Genomic DNA, 15198 nt, shown 5'->3' with positions numbered 1-15198 from the left:
TTAGGACGGATTTCGTCCTAAGGGGACCCCTCATGGCGTTCCGGGCGGCAGGGTGCCGTATAAGTGCTCCCATTGCGTCTCGCCGCTGGTCTTGTAGCGGCACTTCTGCCTGCCGGTGTCCCAGATCTTCTCTGGATCACGGACGCATCTCTGGTACTCGAGCTCGGCGAGGTACTTCTGAGACTGGGCCTTCGTGCAGTTCGGATAGCCGGGCTCGCAGCGCCACGGCGACTTCTTGGCCGATGTGGTCGGCTTCGTCGGCTTGGGCGGGCTCACCGTCACGGTCGTGACGGGTGTCGGCGTCATCGCCGGTGCCGGTATCTGGTTCGGCGGAGAGGCTGCGCAAATCCGCCCGGCTCGATCGCCCCTCACGGCACCGATCTGATGGGGGTCCGGGGGCGCAGCCCTCCGGCGGGGGTTCGGGGGCTCGGCCCCCGAAAAAAGGCGAAACCCCAGCCCGTTTGGAGGGGCCGAAGGCCCCGAACAGACTGGGGTGATGGGGTGAGCGACGGGTTTCGAACCCGCGACCTCCTGGACCACAACCAGGTGCTCTACCAGCTGAGCTACGCCCACCATCGCCGGGCTCGGGGAGCTCCCCATCACCTCGGCCGCACTATATTAGCGTGCCCGTTTCAGGGGCTCGCAACGGGTTACCCTTCGTGGCGTTCCTGCACTTCAGCGGCCGCGGCCTTGGCCTGTTCGGTGGTCGGGCCGGGCTGCGGGACGAAGGCGACGCGACGGTAGTAGTCGAGCTCCCCGATGGATTCCTTGATGTCGGCGAGCGCGCGGTGCGCGAGGCCCTTCTCGGGCTTGGCGTAGTAGATCCGCGGGTACCAGCGCCGGACGAGTTCCTTCACCGACGAGACGTCGACCATGCGGTAGTGCAGGTGCGCGTCGAGGAGGGGCATGTCGCGGGTGATGAAGCCGCGGTCGGTGGCGATGGAGTTGCCGGCGAGCGGGGCGACGTTGGCCTCGGGCACGTGCGCGCGGATGTACTCGAGCACGCGCTGCTCGGCTTCTTCCATGGTCACGGTGGAGCGCCGGACCTCTTCGGTGAGGCCGGAGTGGGCGTGCATTTCGCGGACGACCTCCGGCATGCCGTCGAGGGCTTCGTCGTCGGCGTGGATGACGATGTCGACGCCTTCGCCGAGGACGTTGAGCTCGGCGTCGGTCACCAGCGCGGCTATTTCGATCAACGCGTCCTTGCCGAGGTCGAGCCCCGTCATCTCGCAGTCGATCCAGACTAGGCGGTCGTTCACCCCGAAACCCTAACCCGACCCGGGGATTCGTGACGCGCGACGTGCGGGTTCGGCGCGTTGCTGGCAGCGTGTGCATCCTCAGGTGAGTCATGTCACAGACCAGGGAGCGACAGTGGTCGAACAAGGTCCAGCCCAGGAGATCGCGCAGGGGTACGTGAGCGAGGGCGCGGCGGTCGAGCTCGGCGCGGTCGTGATCGACGGCAAGGCCGACGCCGGCGCCGCGGTCCGCCTGCCGCTGGCGACGCTGAACCGGCACGGGCTGGTCGCGGGCGCGACCGGCACCGGCAAGACGAAGACCCTGCAGCTGATCGCCGAACAGCTGTCGGCCGCGGGAGTGCCGGTGGTGCTGGCGGACGTGAAGGGCGACCTGTCGGGGCTCGCCGCGCAGGGCGAGAGCAACGACAAGATCGCCAAGCGCGCGGAAGAACTGAGTGACTCCTGGGAGCCCGCCGCCTTCCCCGTGCAGTTCCTGTCGCTGGGCACGGGTGGCAAGGGGTCGCCGATCCGGGCGACGATCACGAGTTTCGGCCCGATCCTGCTGTCGAAGGTGCTGGGGCTCAACGAAACCCAGGAGTCGACGCTCGGCCTGATCTTCCACTGGGCCGATCAGCGCGGGCTGGCGCTGCTGGACACGAAGGACCTCCGCTCGGTCATCACGCACCTGACGAGTGACGAGGGCAAGGAGGACCTCAAGGGCATCGGCGGCGTCTCGGCCGCGACGGCCGGGGTGATCCTCCGGGCGCTGTCCAATCTGGAGGCTCAGGGCGGCGAGGACTTCTTCGGCGAGCCCGAGCTGGACGTCCACGACCTGATGCGCGAGGCCGACGGCAAGGCGATGGTGACCTTGCTGGAGCTGGACAACCTCCAGTCGAAGCCCGCGCTGTTCTCGACCTTCCTCATGTGGCTGCTGGCCGAGTTGTTCGAGGAGCTGCCCGAAGAGGGCGACCTCGACAAGCCGAAGCTTGTGTTCTTCTTCGACGAGGCGCACCTGCTGTTCAACGACGCGTCGAAGGCGTTCCTGGAGCGCATCGAGCAGACCGTGAAGCTGATCCGGTCGAAGGGCGTCGGCGTCTTCTTCTGCACCCAGCTTCCGACGGACATCCCGAACAACGTCCTGTCCCAGCTCGGCGCGCGGGTGCAGCACGCGTTGCGCGCGTTCACGCCCGAGGACCAGGCGGCGCTGACGAAGACGGTGAAGACGTACCCGAAGACGAAGCACTACGAGCTGGACTCGGCGCTGACGTCGCTCGGCATCGGCGAAGCGATCGTCACCGTCCTTTCCGAACGCGGCGCGCCGACGCCGGTCGCGTGGACCCGCCTGCGTGCTCCGCGTTCGAAGATGGGCTCCATCGGCACCGAAGCCATCACAGCGGCGACGACGTCTTCGGGCCTGCACGCGAAGTACTCCGAGACGATCGACCGTGAGTCGGCCTACGAGAAGCTCGCCGCGAAGGTGGCCGCGCCGCCCGCCGGTGAGGCGCCGCCGCCCGAGGCTCCCGCTCCGAAGCCGGAGAAACAGGAGCCGGGGATGGTGGAGCAGGCGATGAAGAACCCGGCGGTGAAGTCGTTCCTCCGCTCGGCGGCGAGCGCGCTGGGACGGGAGATCACCCGTGGTCTCTTCGGGAACCGGAGGCGGTGAGGAAACCTGACGCGATCTGTCAGGTATGTCCGGCAGGGTCGGCGGCATGACCAACACCGCGACAGCGTCGTTCACCGTGGACGGCTGGGATCCCCAAGCCAACGAGAAGGCCGAAGGCACCGAGTTCTCGCGGGTGCTTCTGACCAAGACGTTCACCGGTGACGTCGAAGGCACCAGCGCCGTCGAGATGCTCACGGCGGTGAACGAGACGTCGTCGGCGTACGTCGCCTTCGAGCGGCTGGCCGTCTCCGTCGGCGGGCGTAAGGGCGGCTTCGTCCTGCATCACTCGGCGGGGGAGAACGGGCATCACCTGATCGTCTTGCCGGGATCCGGTCACGGTGACCTGGCAGGCATCACCGGAACGGCGGAGATCGTCAAGGACGATGAGGGCAACCACACCTTCACCCTCACGTACGAACTCTGAAAGTCCGTGAAGGCCTCCTTGTGAGAAGGAGGCCTTCACGGACTGTGCCTGCTGGGCCGCCCCCTGACAGCGGTCCAGACGGCGGGGTCAGCCGACTATCTGCTCGACGATCTTCTTCGCGTCGTTGATCGGGATCGCGAAACCGATGCCGATGCTGCCCGTCGAGGCCGGGTTGTACAGCGCCGAGTTGATGCCGATGACGTTCCCCTGCGCGTCCACCAGCGCCCCGCCCGAGTTGCCCTGGTTGATCGGGGCGTCGGTCTGGATCGCGGTGTAGCTCGGCCCGGCTTCGTTCATGGTCCTGCTGTAGGGCGAGCGCCGCTCCTGGCCGCTGCTCAACTCGTCGAGCTTGCGGTTCAGCGCGCTCACGATCCCGGTGGTCACGGTGTTCTGCAGCCCGCCGGGCGAGCCGATCGCGACGACCTGCTGGCCGACGGCGAGCTTGCTGGAATCGCCGAGCGAGGCCGCGGTCAGGCCGCTCGCGTCCTTCGCCTGGAGCACGGCGATGTCGGCCTTCGTGTCGGCGCCGACCACGCTCGCCTTGTACTGCTTGCCGTCCGACAGGGTGACGGTCACGTCGCCCTCGGCGTCGGCGACCACGTGGGCGTTGGTGAGGATGCGCCCGTCCGCCGTCAGGATGACGCCGGAGCCGACGGCCTCACCCTGCGCGGTGGTCACGTTCACCTGCACGACGCTCGGCGTCACCTTCGCGGCGACCCCGCTCACGTCACCCGAAGTGTTGTTCCCGACCAGTTGCCCGTTGGCGACCGCGGACGAACCCGTACCCGACGCCGACGACGCGGAGCCGAGGCCCATGATCGCCGCTCCGCCGACACCGCCGACGAGTGCGGCGGCGAGCGCCGTCGCACTGACGAGGACGGCGATCTTGCCGCCCTTCTTGCGCGGCGGCGGGGTGACGAGTGGATTCGGCGCGGCCTGCCAAGGGGTGTAACCGGGGTACTGCTGCTGGTGCGGCGGCTGGTGCCCACCGGTTGAGGCGGGGCCTGGCCGACTCTCGTTCTCGGTCATGGACCAAGATTCGCGCCCGTACTTGTGAACCGCCTGTGGAATCCCCCTGTGCTTTCCTGAGAAGAATTACCTGAGAACGCTCAGCCGAAGAAAGCCGGCACGTCCAACGCTCCGCCCGACGCCTCGAACTCCTCGTGCACCGCGGCGCGGAGTTCCGCGTCGGCCAGGTAGTCGACGGCGGTCAGCGCCAGCCCCAGCGCGCCGTCGACGACCGCGCGATCGCCGTCCGGCGAACCGGCCGCGGCCGCGAACTCCTTGGTGTGCAAGGCGGTCGTCGGTCCGGCGATGGCGATCATCGGGTGGATCGCGGGCATCCGGTAGGAAAGGTTGCCGAGATCCGTCGAGCCGGTGAGGAATTCGGGCACGATACCGGGCGGCAGCGGTTTGCGGCCGGCGTCGACCTGGTGCACCGACCAGCGGCCGGCGAGGGTGGTGTTGAACCGGATCGGCAGATACGCGGGCTGGGCGTCCCACAGCAGTTCGACTCCGCAGCCGGTCATTTCCGCCGCGCCGCGCGCGATCGCCGAAACCCGCTCGGCGAGGTCGCGCAGCGTGTCCGGCTGCGCGGAGCGGAGATAGAACAGCAGGGCCGCGCGTTCGGGGACGACGTTCGGCCGCGCGCCGCCGTCGGTGAAGACCCCGTGGACGCGGTCGCTGGAAGGCAGATGCTGCCGAAGCGCCGCGACTCCCTGGTACGCGGCGACGGCGGCGTCGAGCGCGTTGCGGCCCATGAACGGCTGAGCCGAGGCGTGCGCGCCGACACCGTGAAAGACCATTTCCAGCTGCCGCCTGCCGAGGAACGGGTGCATGGCGATGTCGTGGCTGAACGGATGCAGCATGACCACGGCGTCGACGTCGTCGAAAACGCCGGCGCGGGCCATGGTCTCCTTGCCGCCGCCACCTTCCTCCGCCGGCGTGCCGATCAGCGAGACCCGGCCGCCCAGCCGTTCGGCGACCGCGGCCGCGCCGAGGAAACCACCCGCGCCCGCGGTGCAGATGACGTTGTGCCCGCAGCCGTGGCCGAGCCCGGGAAGCGCGTCGTATTCGGAAAGGACCGCGATATGCGGCCCGCTGCCGGGGGTGGTCGCGACCAAGGCGGTGTCCAGCCCGCCCGTACCGATCGTCACCTCGTGGCCGTGCCGCTCGAGCAGGTCCCCGAGCGCTCGGACCGAGCGGTGCTCGGCGAACCCCTCTTCCGGATGAGCGTGCAGGTCCTGGCTCAGCCCCACCAATTCCGCCGCCAGCGCGCGGATCTCGGCGCTCACGGCGTCTCGTGTGGTGGCGTCCGCGCCGTCATGGGGCGAACCGAGGGGTTCGGCCGCGGCGACGGCGTCCGCGGTCGCGTCGACCAGCGAGCGGAGGTAGCCGTCGTCGGGAGGAATCGGCGAAGCGTGCTCAGAGCGGATCATTTCCGGATGTTAACGCCTAGCTCGCCCGTGACGATCTGCGTGACACCGGCGTACCGCTCGTCGACGTGGTCGAAGCCGCGCCGGAACAGCTTCACCGCGATCTCGCCGCGGTCGAACATCCGCTGTCCGCTCAGCCTCCCGAGGACGGTGTCCGCGAGCCGCATCGGCTGATCGCCGTGCCGGGCACTGGTCAGCATCACCAGTGAGCCGCCGGGTTTCAGCACCCGGGCGAACGAATCCAGCGCCGCGTCCGGATCGGCGAACATGTGCAGCGCGGCGAAACAGCAGACGGCGTCCACAGTGGAATCGTCGAGCGGCAGGTCGACGGCGTCGGCGCGCAGATAGGTCACCGATGGGGGATTGGCCGCGGCGAGCGCCTTCTCCAGCATGGTGACCGAACCGTCGAGCCCGATCGACAGGCCGTCCGGCCCGACCGCTTCGCCGAAGGCACGGGTGAACCGGCCGGTGCCGCAGGCGACGTCCAGCACGACCTGACCGGCGCGCAGGCCGAGCGCTTCGATCGCGATGCGGACCTCGTCCGCCATCGTCGGGCCGTTCAGTCCTTTCGCGACCCTGCCCAGCGTCGGGCGCCAGTACCGTTCGTAGATCATCGGCACGGCGGAGGTGCGCATCAGCCGCTGCGCGAGTCCGGTCGGCGGCCCCGCCTGCGGGATTTCTCCCAGCAGGTCAAGGAAACCCTTCCCGGTGGTGCGGGGCGTGGTGCCCGGCCGCAGCAGGCTTTCGAGACGTTCGCGATGGTCCGGCATGGCTGCTCCCTTCACGGTCCTCACCGGAGAATCTGCCATGACCGGCCCGTTCGCGACATTCGCGCCGCCGCGACCCGAAACTGTCGGTGGCCGTCTCTAACGTCGGAGGGAGTCGCCGTTCCCCAGCCGAAGGAGCCCGAAATGACCGGCTCGATCCTGCAGCACACCGCAACGACCACGCTCCGCATCCCGGTGCGCGGCCCGTTCGACCTCGACAAGTCCATCCGCTTCCTGACCGATTTCCCGCCCGCGTGCCGCGCGGACGCCGCCGCCGAACCCGGCACCCTGCGCTTCGCCTTTCCCGCCGAAGCGGGCTGGGAGCACGTCGGTGCGGCCGTCAGACAGAGATCGCCCGGTTCGATCGAGGTGGAGGTCTTCGCCGAAGAGGGGCTCGCCGTCGAAGTCGGCGCCCAGGTCCGGCGGATCCTGTCGGTGGACGTCGACGGCGTCGGCTTCGCCAAGATCGGCACGGCGGATCCCGTGGTGCGCCGCCTCCAGCAGGCGCACCCCGGCCTGCGGCCGGTGCTGTTCCATTCGCCCTATGAAGCCGCCTGCTGGGCGATCCTGAGCCACCGGGCGCGGATGTCCCAGGCCGCCACGGTGAAACGACGGCTCGCCGAGGAATTCGGCAGGCCGGTGGACGTCGGCGGGAAGGTCCTCAGGTCGTTCCCGGCGCCGGACGTACTGGCCGTGCCGGAGGTGGGGCGCGGCCTGCCGGAGGTGAAGGCCGAGCGGTTGCGCGCGGTGGCCAACGCCGCCAAGGACGGTCTGCTCGACGCCGCGTACCTGCGCGCGATGCCGGTGCCGGACGCGTTGCGCTGGTTGCAGCGCTTGCCTGGGATCGGCCCGTTCTCGGCACAGCTGATCCTGATCCGTGGTGCCGGGCATCCGGACGTCTTCCCCAGTGGCGAGCCCCGGTTACAGGAGGCCATGCGGGCCGCGTACGACCTGCCGATGGCGCCACCCGAGGAGTTGGAGGAGCTGTCCGCGGTGTGGCGGCCGTTCCGCAGCTGGGTGGCTTTCGCCCTGCGCAACGACGGGGAGTTTCGCACGCGCGGGATCGGGGGTTCGATGACCGCCTGACACGGGACATATCCGGCTTGTGGTGAGCTGGTGAGGTGAGCTCGTCTCCCGCCGAAACGGTTTCCGACATCGCCCAGTCCACCCCGCCCGGCACGATCACCCTGGTCACCGGTGGTCTCGCGCTGCTCGTGGTGCTCTCAGGCAGGCCTTGGCGGATCGCCCGCAACCTGATCACGCTCGTCCACGAGGCGGGTCACGCGCTGGCGGCGGTGCTGGTCGGCCGTCGGCTGCAGGGCATCAAGCTGCACTCGGACACCTCCGGCGTCACGGTCTCCCGTGGCAAACCGGAGGGCCCGGGGATGGCGTTCACCGCGCTGGCCGGGTACCCGGCGGCCGCCGTGCTCGGGCTGGTGTTCGCGGGGCTGCTCTCGTCGGACCTGATCACCGTCGTGCTGATCATGATGGCGTTGATGCTGCTGGGCGTGCTGGTGATGGTGCGCAACACCTACGGCGTGTTCACCGTGGTCGCCAGCTCGGTGGTGCTCGGGCTGGTCGCGCTGGTGGCGCCCTCGTGGTTCCAGGCGATCTTCGTCTACCTGCTGACCTGGTTCCTGCTGTTCGGCGGTGTCCGGCCGGTGGTCGAGCTCCAGATCAAGCGGCGCCGGGGAGCGGCGCGGGATTCCGACGCCGATCAGCTCGGCAGGCTCACCGGGATGCCCGCGGTGCTGTGGGTGCTGGTGATGGCCGTGCTGACGGTGAGCTGTCTCTTCGCGGGCGGGTTGTGGCTGCTGGAGCCGACCGTCGCCTGACCGGGGCGGTACGGCAGACTGATGGCTCGTTCCGCGCGGAAGGAGTCAGCAGATGGATGAGGTCGCCAAGGCCGTCGAGGAATGCGCTCGATCGGCGAAACGGGCCGCGCCGTCGCTGGCCGCCGCCACCGCGGAGGCGATCGACGCCGCGCTGAACGCCATGGCGGACAAGCTGGTCGAGCACGCCGACGTCGTGCTCGAAGCGAACCAGGCCGACATCGCCAAGGCACGCGAGGACGGCATGAGCGCGGGCCTGCTCGACAGGCTCACCATCACGCCCGAGCGGCTGACCGGCATGGCCGAACAGCTCCGTCTCCTGGCGGGCGCGCCGCATCAGGAGCGCTCCGTCGATGTGTCCACTTTGGACGGAGGGCTGCGGCTGGTGGAACGCCGCCGCCCAGTCGGCGTGATCGGCGCGAACTACGAAGCGCGCCCGAACGTCACGGTGGACGTCGCCTCGCAGCTGGTGAAGTCGCGCAACGGTGGCGTGCTCCGCACGGGTTCCGCCGCGCTCGGCTCGGCCCAGCGTCTGCGCGAGACCGTGATCGCGCCCGCGCTCTCCGAGGCGGGAATCGACCCGGACGTCATCCAGCTGGTGCCGCGGGCCGAGCGTGAAGCGGCTTCCGCGCTGGTCCGTTTCCCCACGCTCGTACCGCTGGTCATCCTGCGCGGCAGCGGTGACAGCACCCGGGCGCTGGCCACCGAGGCGGCCGTCCACGGCGTCCGCACGCTGGCGCACGCCGACGGCGGCGGCGTGCTGTACGTCGACGAGGCGGCCGACACCGACAAGGTGCGCGACCTGGTCTTCGACAGCCTCGACCGGCTCGGCGTCTGCAACCGGCTGAACCTGCTGCTGATCCACGAAGACGCGCACGACCGCGTGTGGCCCGGCATCTCCGGCGCGCTGGCCGAGCGCGGAGTCACGCCGTCGCTCGCCCCGCACGAGCACGCCATCGGCTACGAATGGGCGCTCGACTCGGACCGCGAAGCGACCGTCACCGTCGCGAAGGTCTCCGGCCTGCCCGAAGCGGCGGAGATCGCCAACGAGCGGACCTCCGGCCTGGCTGCCGGCATCGCAACCGAAAGCAGCGAAGCGGCCGACGCGTTCTTCGACGCGTACACCGGCACCGGCGTCTTCTGGAACGCCCCGACCCGGCTACTCGACGGCTTCAAGCTCCTCGCCGTCCCCGAGACCGGCATCAACCTGGACAAGGTCCCCGGCCCGCGCGGTCCGGTCACCTACACCGATCTCTACGTGCGCCAGTACGCCGTGCTGCCCGCCTGACCTCGCGTTGGTCGCCTGGCGGTAGCAAAGGTCCCTTGCTTCGGCCGCGGCCGTGGTGAGCCGACCGTGTGGATTTTGGGACATCGGGTCCTCCATCTCGCGTGGATCGCGGGTCGCATCCCAGTNGACCGTGTGGATTTTGGGACATCTGACGTCCCAAAATCCACACGGTCCCGGTCAGGAACCGATGCTGAGCTCGAACCCCTGTTTCGCCTCGGACTCGGGCTTCCAGATGACGCCTCGGTTCGCGTTGCCGACGTGAACGCCGTACATCTTCCGACCCGTCGGGATGTTCGCGACCGAGAACTTGCTCGTACAGATGGCCTTCAAGTCGGGCGTTTCGCCGGACTTGCGGTTGGTGACCGCATCCGAGAGCTCTACGGCTCCCACGCCCAGCATCTCGCCGCTCTGGTCCGTCACCTCGACCTGCGCGCCGGGGAGAAGGTCTCCGTAGCCGGAGCTCATGCACTTGGCGACGTAAAGCGTTCCCTTCAGCGTGAAGGTGTCGGCTTCTTTGGAACCGGAGGTGGCCAACACGATGGTCACAGCCGCCGCCGCGACCGCGACGAGAAAGGTCAGCGCGAAAATGACCGCGCGTCGGGTGACCACCATTGCAGCCTCCAGGTCGGTATGCCGATGCGTCGCACCTAACTCGCGCCGAACAGCACTCCCGTTAACACGGCCACCGCAGTAGCAAAGGTCCCTTGCTCTCCCCGTCAGGGGCTCAGCGCCGCCGTCGCCGCCTGGGCCGCGGCGGCAATGAGTCCGCGGTGGCGTCCTCGACCTCGTCCGAAGCGGGCGTCGGGTCCGGAGTGGCGTCGCCCAGCCCCAGCATCTCCGCGGCGAGCTGTTGCGAAGACGCGAACATGCCCGAAGGCCGGTCCCGCGCCCGGCGCAGGGACGAAGGCCTCAGCCGGTTGTAGCCCCGCACCGAAACCGGCCGCCGCGAGCGGACCTCGTACTGCGGGAACCCCGAAAGCTCGCCGGCGAGTTCCTTGTCGACCAGGATGGTGCCCGGCCGCGCGGTCGAGGTGAGGCGGGCCGCGAGGTTCACGACCGAGCCGTAGACGTCGCCGAACCGGCTGAGGATCCGGCCCGAAGCCAGCCCCGCGCGCACGGAGGGCAAGGTCTCGTCGGCGTCGGCGCGTTCGGACAGGGCGAGGGCGATCTCGGCCCCGTCGACGGCGGAATCGGCGACGAACAGGACCTCGTCGCCGATCATCTTCACGATCCGCCCGTGGTGATCCGCGACCACCTCGGTGGCGACGGATTCGAACCGGTCGAGGATGTCGGTCAGCTCTTCTTCGTCGACCTGCCTGGTCAGCCGGGTGTAGCCGACCATGTCGACGAAGCCGACCACCTCGGTCCTCGCTTCGAGGTCTTCGTCCGGCAGTGCCAGCGCCCGGCCCGCGTAGGCGGCCAGGTGGCGGCGCCAGACGAATTCCTGCACCTTCTCCAGCTCGGGCAGCAGCCGCTCGACGAGCCGCCCGATCTGGCGTTCGCTGCTGCCGATCTCCTTGTTCTCGGTGATCATCGTCCACAGCATGTGGACCTGCCATTCCGCGAGACGCGAAAGGTGCTGGCCCAGCGCGCGGGTCACGGCCAGCTCGATGCTCGGGTCGATCAGTCCCGAGTTCATCAACTGATCGGCCGTGCGGATCGCTTCGATGTCGGCGTCGGTGAAGACGACCTCGTCGTCGTCGACCGTCGCGAAGCCCAGCGCACGCCAAAGGCGCCGAGAGCGTTCCTCGGGAACGCCTGCCTTCTCGGCGACTTCGAGCCGGGTGTACTTGCGCCTTCCGCCGAGCAGGATCCGTTCGAGGCGCTGTTGCAGCGCGTCGGGCGAGATCTCGCCGGGTTCGGGCATCAGGTGGTGTGGACGATGAGCACGTCCACCCCGGACTTCCGCGCGACCTCGGACGGCACGGAACCCAGGATGCGGCCCGCGAGCGTGTTCAGCCCGCGGTTGCCGACCACCAGCAGGTCCGCGGAGCGCTCGGAGACGACCTTGCGCAGCGAGTCGACCGGATCACCGACGACCGCCGCGGTCTCGATGGTCTTCGCGCCGGCCTTCGCCGCCCGGTCGCGGGCGGACAGGAGGGTGTCCTCGGCCGGTGCCGAGCCCACCACCTGGTACGCCTCGTCACCGAGGACGTCCTGCGCCTTCTCCACGTCGCCTTTCGTGGCGGGGTAGTAGGCGCACACGATGACCAGGGTCGCTCCGGAGTCCCCGGCGACACCCGCCGCCCGGTCGACCGCGGCGAACGAGGAATCCGATCCGTCCGTGCCCACGACCACGGTCCGATATGCAGCCATCCGCAACCTCCACCGATCTGACAGCCCGCACCTGCGCGCGAGCAGCGACGATAACCGCTCGTCGGCGGCCTCGCAGGCCGCCGTGAGCACGGTCGGGTGAAAAGGTTACTCGCCAGTCGGTTTCTGCGCTGCCGCAGGTCGCGGTGAAGGCTTCGCGCCGGATGTGGCCTTCGGCACATCGGCCGTCCGGAGCTGCACGGTGGCTTCCGCGTCGGGCGACGGCTTCGCCTTCAGGTCCGCCGGGACATGCGGTTCGTCGCCGAGCACGTGCGTCGCCTCGGCGAGCGCGGCCCGCGCGGAGCGGACCTGCTCGGCCAGGCTGGAGCGCACCTTGCGGAGCGCTTCGACCCGCTCGGTGGCCTGTGTGATCCGCCGGTTGGACTCTTCGGTGGCCTGCCGGACGCGGCGGCGTGCCTCGTCGGCCGCCTCGGCGAGCCGGGCGTTGGCCTCGGTGATCGAGTCCTGCTTGCGCTTGTTGGCGTCGGCGACGGACTCGCGCTGACGGCGCTCGATGTCGGCCTTGGCCGCCGTCTCCTCTTCGAGCACCTTCGCGCGGATGGCGGCGGCGTCCTCGGTGGCCTCGCGGACGCGGCGGGCCGCCTCGGCCTTGCTCGCGGCCTCCTGCTCGGCCAGCGCGTGCATGGCCTCGGTGCGCCGCGACGCCATCGCGATCTCGAAGTCCTCTTCGACCTGCGTGCGGCGCTGCTGCGCCTCGGCGTCGAGCTTGTCGCGCTCGGCCTTCGCCTTGTCGGTGATGTCCTTCGCCTCGGCGCGAGCCTTCTCCAGCACGCCGCGGTGCTCGGCCTCCATCTCCTTGCGACGGAGGTCGAGCTCGTTGAGCAGCTGCTCGTAGCGGGCCCGCATGGCGCTCGCGTCGGTCTCGGCCTTGGCGCGGATGTGCCCGGCTTCGGCTTCCGCGCGCGCCTTGGTGTCGGCGGCCTCGTCCTGCGCGAGCCGCAACATGCGCTGCAGGCGCTCGGAAAGGCCTTCGACACTCGTCGGCGGCTGGGCGAGCCTGTCGACCTGCCCGCGCAGGTCCGCGATCTCGCCGCGCGCGATCTCCAGCTGCCGTGCCAGGTCGCCCGCCTGTCCGATGGCGGCATCGCGATCGGCGGTGAGCATCTTCAGATCGGCGTCCAGCCGTTCGAGATGTTCGTCGACCTGCGCACGGCTGTAACCGCGCTTCGCCACGTCGAAGCCGGCTCCCAGCGGCACTAGCTCCCGTTCCTCGCCAAGGCTCATCCTTCTACCGTAGTCGAGCTGGAGTCACGGAAGGGTGAGCACCCACGCAACGCGCGGCGAAAGCAGGGTTCGGCGCGCTAAACGTTCCGGAAAGCGTTGATCCCGTCGATGTGCTTTTCGCGCAGCTCGTGGTTCCGGACACCCAGACCTTCTTCCGGCGCAAGGGCGAGCACGCCGACCTTGCCCTGATGCGCGTTGCGGTGGACGTCCAGCGCGGCCTGCCCGGTGTCCTCGAGCGAGTAGGTCTTCGACAGCGTCGGGTGGATCAGACCTTTCGCGATCAGCCGGTTCGCCTCCCACGATTCGCGGTAGTTGGCGAAGTGGCTGCCGATGATCCGCTTCAGGTTCATCCAGAGGTAGCGGTTGTCGAACTGGTGCATGTAGCCGGAAGTCGACGCGCACGTGACGATCGTGCCGCCCTTGCGCGCGGCGTAGACGGACGCGCCGAAGGTTTCGCGGCCAGGGTGCTCGAAGACGATGTCCGGGTCCTCGCCGCCGGTCAGCTCGCGGATCTTCTTGCCGAACCGCTGCCACTCCTTCGGGTCCTGGTTGTGCTCGTCCTTCCAGAACTTGTAGCCCTCGGCGTTGCGGTCGATGATCAGCTCCGCGCCGAGCTTCCGGCAGATCTCCGCCTTTTCGGGGCTGGAGACCACGCACACCGGGATCGCGCCGCCGTTGAGCGCGTACTGCGTCGCGTAGGAGCCGAGGCCGCCCGAAGCGCCCCAAATCAGCACGACGTCGCCCTGCTTCATGTCGGCGCCGTTGCGCGAGACGAGCTGGCGGTAGGCCGTGGAATTCACCAGGCCGGGGGAGGCGGCTTCCTCCCAGGTGAGGTGTCCCGGCTTGGGCATCAGCTGATTCGCCTTCACGAGCGCGATCTCCGCGAGCCCGCCGAAGTTGGTCTCGAAACCCCAGATCCGCTGCTCGGTGTCGAGCATCGTGTCGTTGTGCCCGTCCGGGCCCTCGAGTTCGACGTTGAGGCAGTGCGCGACGACCTCGTCGCCCGGCTTCCAGTTGTGCACGCCGGGGCCGGTGCGCAGCACGACGCCGGACAGGTCCGAGCCGACGACGTGATAGGGCAGGTCGTGACGCTTCGACAGCGGCGAAAGCCGCCCGTAGCGCTCCAGGAACTTGAACGTCGAGACCGGTTCGAAGATCGAGGTCCAGACGGTGTTGTAGTTGATCGCGCTCGCCATGACCGCGACCAGCGCCTCGCCGGGGCCGAGTTCCGGCGTCGGGACCTCGTCGACATGCAGCGACTTGCGCGGGTCCTTGTCGCGGCTTTCGAGGCCTTCGAACATGCCGGCCTCGTCCTTGTGCACGGTCACCCCGCGATAGGACTCCGGCACGTCGAGCGACGCCACGGCGCCGAGGTCATCGTTCAGAATGGCCTGCTGGATCTCGCCGAGCTGCGACATCGGAACCTCCGCGAATGGGGGGACGGCGTGTGGCGCCTTAAATTACTCATGGGTAACCAGGTCCACAACTGTACGAGACGTGGAGCACGTACACATCCCGAAGCGTTATCGACCGGTCTTGACCGGCCGGCCAACCAAGCGGACCATGGGCGGTGGAGATCTCTCCGACCTGCAGGTTCAGCCGATTTTCGGAGGTGAGCACGCATGAACGAACCCACGACGCGCCCTTGGACCCGTCCCCATGACTGGGCGGAGGTGGTCATCGGTGTCGTGGTCGCGCTTTCACCCCTCTGGATGACCACGGACAACACCGCCATGTGGACGCTCGTCATTCTCGGCGCGCTGATCGCCCTCGACGGTCTCGCGTCGCTTGCGATGCCTGGCATGGTCTACGGCGAAGGCATTCAGATCGTCCTGGGCGCGCTGCTGTTCATTTCGCCCTGGGTCATGGGATACGCCGACTTCATGGGCGCGTCCTGGACCGCCTGGATCGGCGGCGTCCTGACCGTGGTGGCCGGGGCGGCGGCGATGCCGATCGCCCAGGCGACGCACCGGACGGCGGGGCAGCACTGACCCAG

At 69.0% G+C, this 15198-nt stretch carries 16 protein-coding genes and 1 tRNA gene; 6 read left to right on the top strand and 11 right to left on the bottom strand.

Going from position 1 to position 15198, the window contains the following annotated elements; all coding sequences use genetic code 11:
• Positions 1 to 30: 30 nt before the first annotated feature.
• From LCL61_RS34450 to orn, 3 genes are all read right to left on the bottom strand, one after another.
• Positions 31 to 306, bottom strand: coding sequence for a hypothetical protein (locus LCL61_RS34450; protein ID WP_340683613.1), 276 nt, complete (start codon positions 304 to 306; stop codon positions 31 to 33).
• Between the two features lie 191 nt (positions 307 to 497).
• A tRNA-His gene (locus LCL61_RS34445) sits at positions 498 to 573 on the bottom strand.
• A 77-nt stretch (positions 574 to 650) separates the two neighbouring features.
• Positions 651 to 1259: an oligoribonuclease gene (gene orn / locus LCL61_RS34440; protein WP_340683612.1), complete on the bottom strand. Its 609-nt coding sequence runs from the start codon at positions 1257 to 1259 to the stop codon at positions 651 to 653.
• Between the two features lie 112 nt (positions 1260 to 1371).
• On the opposite strand from orn, the gene LCL61_RS34435 reads away from it, so the two are divergent.
• Entirely contained in the window at positions 1372 to 2898 is a 1527-nt protein-coding gene (locus LCL61_RS34435) for a helicase HerA-like domain-containing protein (RefSeq protein WP_340683611.1), read from the top strand.
• 46 nt (positions 2899 to 2944) lie between these two features.
• Positions 2945 to 3322, top strand: a complete 378-nt coding sequence (locus LCL61_RS34430) for a DUF3224 domain-containing protein (RefSeq protein ID WP_340683610.1) — start codon at positions 2945 to 2947, stop codon at positions 3320 to 3322.
• Positions 3323 to 3409: 87 nt separating this feature from the next.
• Here the strand turns inward: LCL61_RS34430 and LCL61_RS34425 are convergent, their stop codons facing one another.
• The 3 genes from LCL61_RS34425 to LCL61_RS34415 form a co-directional block, all read right to left on the bottom strand.
• The gene (locus tag LCL61_RS34425; protein ID WP_340683609.1) at positions 3410 to 4351 is read right to left on the bottom strand and encodes a S1C family serine protease; all 942 of its coding nucleotides are present in this window, start codon (positions 4349 to 4351) and stop codon (positions 3410 to 3412) included.
• 80 nt (positions 4352 to 4431) lie between these two features.
• Complete coding sequence (locus LCL61_RS34420; protein ID WP_340683608.1) at positions 4432 to 5760, bottom strand: M20 family metallopeptidase; 1329 nt, start codon at positions 5758 to 5760, stop codon at positions 4432 to 4434.
• On the bottom strand, positions 5757 to 6527 hold the full coding sequence (locus tag LCL61_RS34415) for a class I SAM-dependent methyltransferase (RefSeq protein WP_340683607.1): 771 nt from the start codon (positions 6525 to 6527) through the stop codon (positions 5757 to 5759). The genes LCL61_RS34420 and LCL61_RS34415 overlap by 4 nt, the downstream gene beginning before the upstream one ends.
• A 141-nt stretch (positions 6528 to 6668) precedes the next feature.
• Between LCL61_RS34415 and LCL61_RS34410 the strand changes: the two genes are divergently transcribed.
• The 3 genes from LCL61_RS34410 to LCL61_RS34400 are packed head-to-tail and all read left to right on the top strand — an operon-like array spanning position 6669 to position 9644.
• Positions 6669 to 7610, top strand: a complete 942-nt coding sequence (locus tag LCL61_RS34410) for a DNA-3-methyladenine glycosylase 2 family protein (RefSeq protein ID WP_340683606.1) — start codon at positions 6669 to 6671, stop codon at positions 7608 to 7610.
• A gap of 35 nt (positions 7611 to 7645) precedes the next feature.
• Positions 7646 to 8359: a M50 family metallopeptidase gene (locus LCL61_RS34405; RefSeq protein WP_007031724.1), complete on the top strand. Its 714-nt coding sequence runs from the start codon at positions 7646 to 7648 to the stop codon at positions 8357 to 8359.
• Positions 8360 to 8411: 52 nt separating this feature from the next.
• Entirely contained in the window at positions 8412 to 9644 is a 1233-nt protein-coding gene (locus tag LCL61_RS34400; RefSeq protein ID WP_340683605.1) for an aldehyde dehydrogenase family protein, read from the top strand.
• Positions 9645 to 9821: 177 nt separating this feature from the next.
• Here LCL61_RS34400 and LCL61_RS34395 read toward each other — a convergent pair whose 3' ends face one another.
• From LCL61_RS34395 to ccrA, 5 genes are all read right to left on the bottom strand, one after another.
• Positions 9822 to 10256 carry a hypothetical protein gene (locus tag LCL61_RS34395; protein ID WP_340683604.1) on the bottom strand — a complete coding sequence of 145 codons (435 nt, stop codon included), beginning with the start codon at positions 10254 to 10256 and terminating at the stop codon, positions 9822 to 9824.
• A 112-nt stretch (positions 10257 to 10368) separates the two neighbouring features.
• On the bottom strand, positions 10369 to 11511 hold the full coding sequence (locus tag LCL61_RS34390; protein ID WP_340683603.1) for an adenylate/guanylate cyclase domain-containing protein: 1143 nt from the start codon (positions 11509 to 11511) through the stop codon (positions 10369 to 10371).
• Entirely contained in the window at positions 11511 to 11960 is a 450-nt protein-coding gene (locus LCL61_RS34385) for a universal stress protein (protein ID WP_340683602.1), read from the bottom strand. Before LCL61_RS34385 ends, LCL61_RS34390 begins: the two co-directional genes overlap by 1 nt.
• 105 nt (positions 11961 to 12065) lie before the next feature.
• A complete protein-coding gene (locus LCL61_RS34380; RefSeq protein WP_340683601.1) occupies positions 12066 to 13202 on the bottom strand; it encodes a chromosome segregation protein in 1137 nt (378 codons plus the stop codon).
• A 77-nt stretch (positions 13203 to 13279) separates the two neighbouring features.
• The gene (ccrA, locus tag LCL61_RS34375; protein ID WP_340683600.1) at positions 13280 to 14620 is read right to left on the bottom strand and encodes a crotonyl-CoA carboxylase/reductase; all 1341 of its coding nucleotides are present in this window, start codon (positions 14618 to 14620) and stop codon (positions 13280 to 13282) included.
• A gap of 204 nt (positions 14621 to 14824) precedes the next feature.
• Here ccrA and LCL61_RS34370 point away from each other — a divergent pair, with 204 nt between their 5' ends.
• Entirely contained in the window at positions 14825 to 15193 is a 369-nt protein-coding gene (locus LCL61_RS34370) for an SPW repeat protein (RefSeq protein ID WP_034315436.1), read from the top strand.
• Positions 15194 to 15198: the final 5 nt, after the last annotated feature.

The sequence above is a fragment of the Amycolatopsis coloradensis genome (genome assembly GCF_037997115.1).
GTDB classification, from domain to species: Bacteria; Actinomycetota; Actinomycetes; order Mycobacteriales; family Pseudonocardiaceae; genus Amycolatopsis; species Amycolatopsis coloradensis_A.
Note: the sequence above shows the minus strand (reverse complement) of the source record. Positions and strands in the feature narration are given on the sequence as shown.

What these genes read in the sequence shown, in the direction of transcription:
- LCL61_RS34420 (WP_340683608.1), bottom strand. Translation starts at nt 5,760, where the DNA reads ATGATCCGCTCTGAGCACGCTTCGCCGATTCCTCCCGACGACGGCTAC.
- LCL61_RS34415 (WP_340683607.1), bottom strand. Translation starts at nt 6,527, where the DNA reads ATGCCGGACCATCGCGAACGTCTCGAAAGCCTGCTGCGGCCGGGCACC.
- LCL61_RS34385 (WP_340683602.1), bottom strand. Translation starts at nt 11,960, where the DNA reads ATGGCTGCATATCGGACCGTGGTCGTGGGCACGGACGGATCGGATTCC.
- LCL61_RS34390 (WP_340683603.1), bottom strand. Translation starts at nt 11,511, where the DNA reads ATGCCCGAACCCGGCGAGATCTCGCCCGACGCGCTGCAACAGCGCCTC.
- LCL61_RS34425 (WP_340683609.1), bottom strand. Translation starts at nt 4,351, where the DNA reads ATGACCGAGAACGAGAGTCGGCCAGGCCCCGCCTCAACCGGTGGGCAC.
- LCL61_RS34380 (WP_340683601.1), bottom strand. Translation starts at nt 13,202, where the DNA reads ATGAGCCTTGGCGAGGAACGGGAGCTAGTGCCGCTGGGAGCCGGCTTC.
- LCL61_RS34370 (WP_034315436.1), top strand. Translation starts at nt 14,825, where the DNA reads ATGAACGAACCCACGACGCGCCCTTGGACCCGTCCCCATGACTGGGCG.
- LCL61_RS34430 (WP_340683610.1), top strand. Translation starts at nt 2,945, where the DNA reads ATGACCAACACCGCGACAGCGTCGTTCACCGTGGACGGCTGGGATCCC.
- LCL61_RS34450 (WP_340683613.1), bottom strand. Translation starts at nt 306, where the DNA reads ATGACGCCGACACCCGTCACGACCGTGACGGTGAGCCCGCCCAAGCCG.
- ccrA (WP_340683600.1), bottom strand. Translation starts at nt 14,620, where the DNA reads ATGTCGCAGCTCGGCGAGATCCAGCAGGCCATTCTGAACGATGACCTC.
- LCL61_RS34395 (WP_340683604.1), bottom strand. Translation starts at nt 10,256, where the DNA reads ATGGTGGTCACCCGACGCGCGGTCATTTTCGCGCTGACCTTTCTCGTC.
- LCL61_RS34400 (WP_340683605.1), top strand. Translation starts at nt 8,412, where the DNA reads ATGGATGAGGTCGCCAAGGCCGTCGAGGAATGCGCTCGATCGGCGAAA.
- LCL61_RS34410 (WP_340683606.1), top strand. Translation starts at nt 6,669, where the DNA reads ATGACCGGCTCGATCCTGCAGCACACCGCAACGACCACGCTCCGCATC.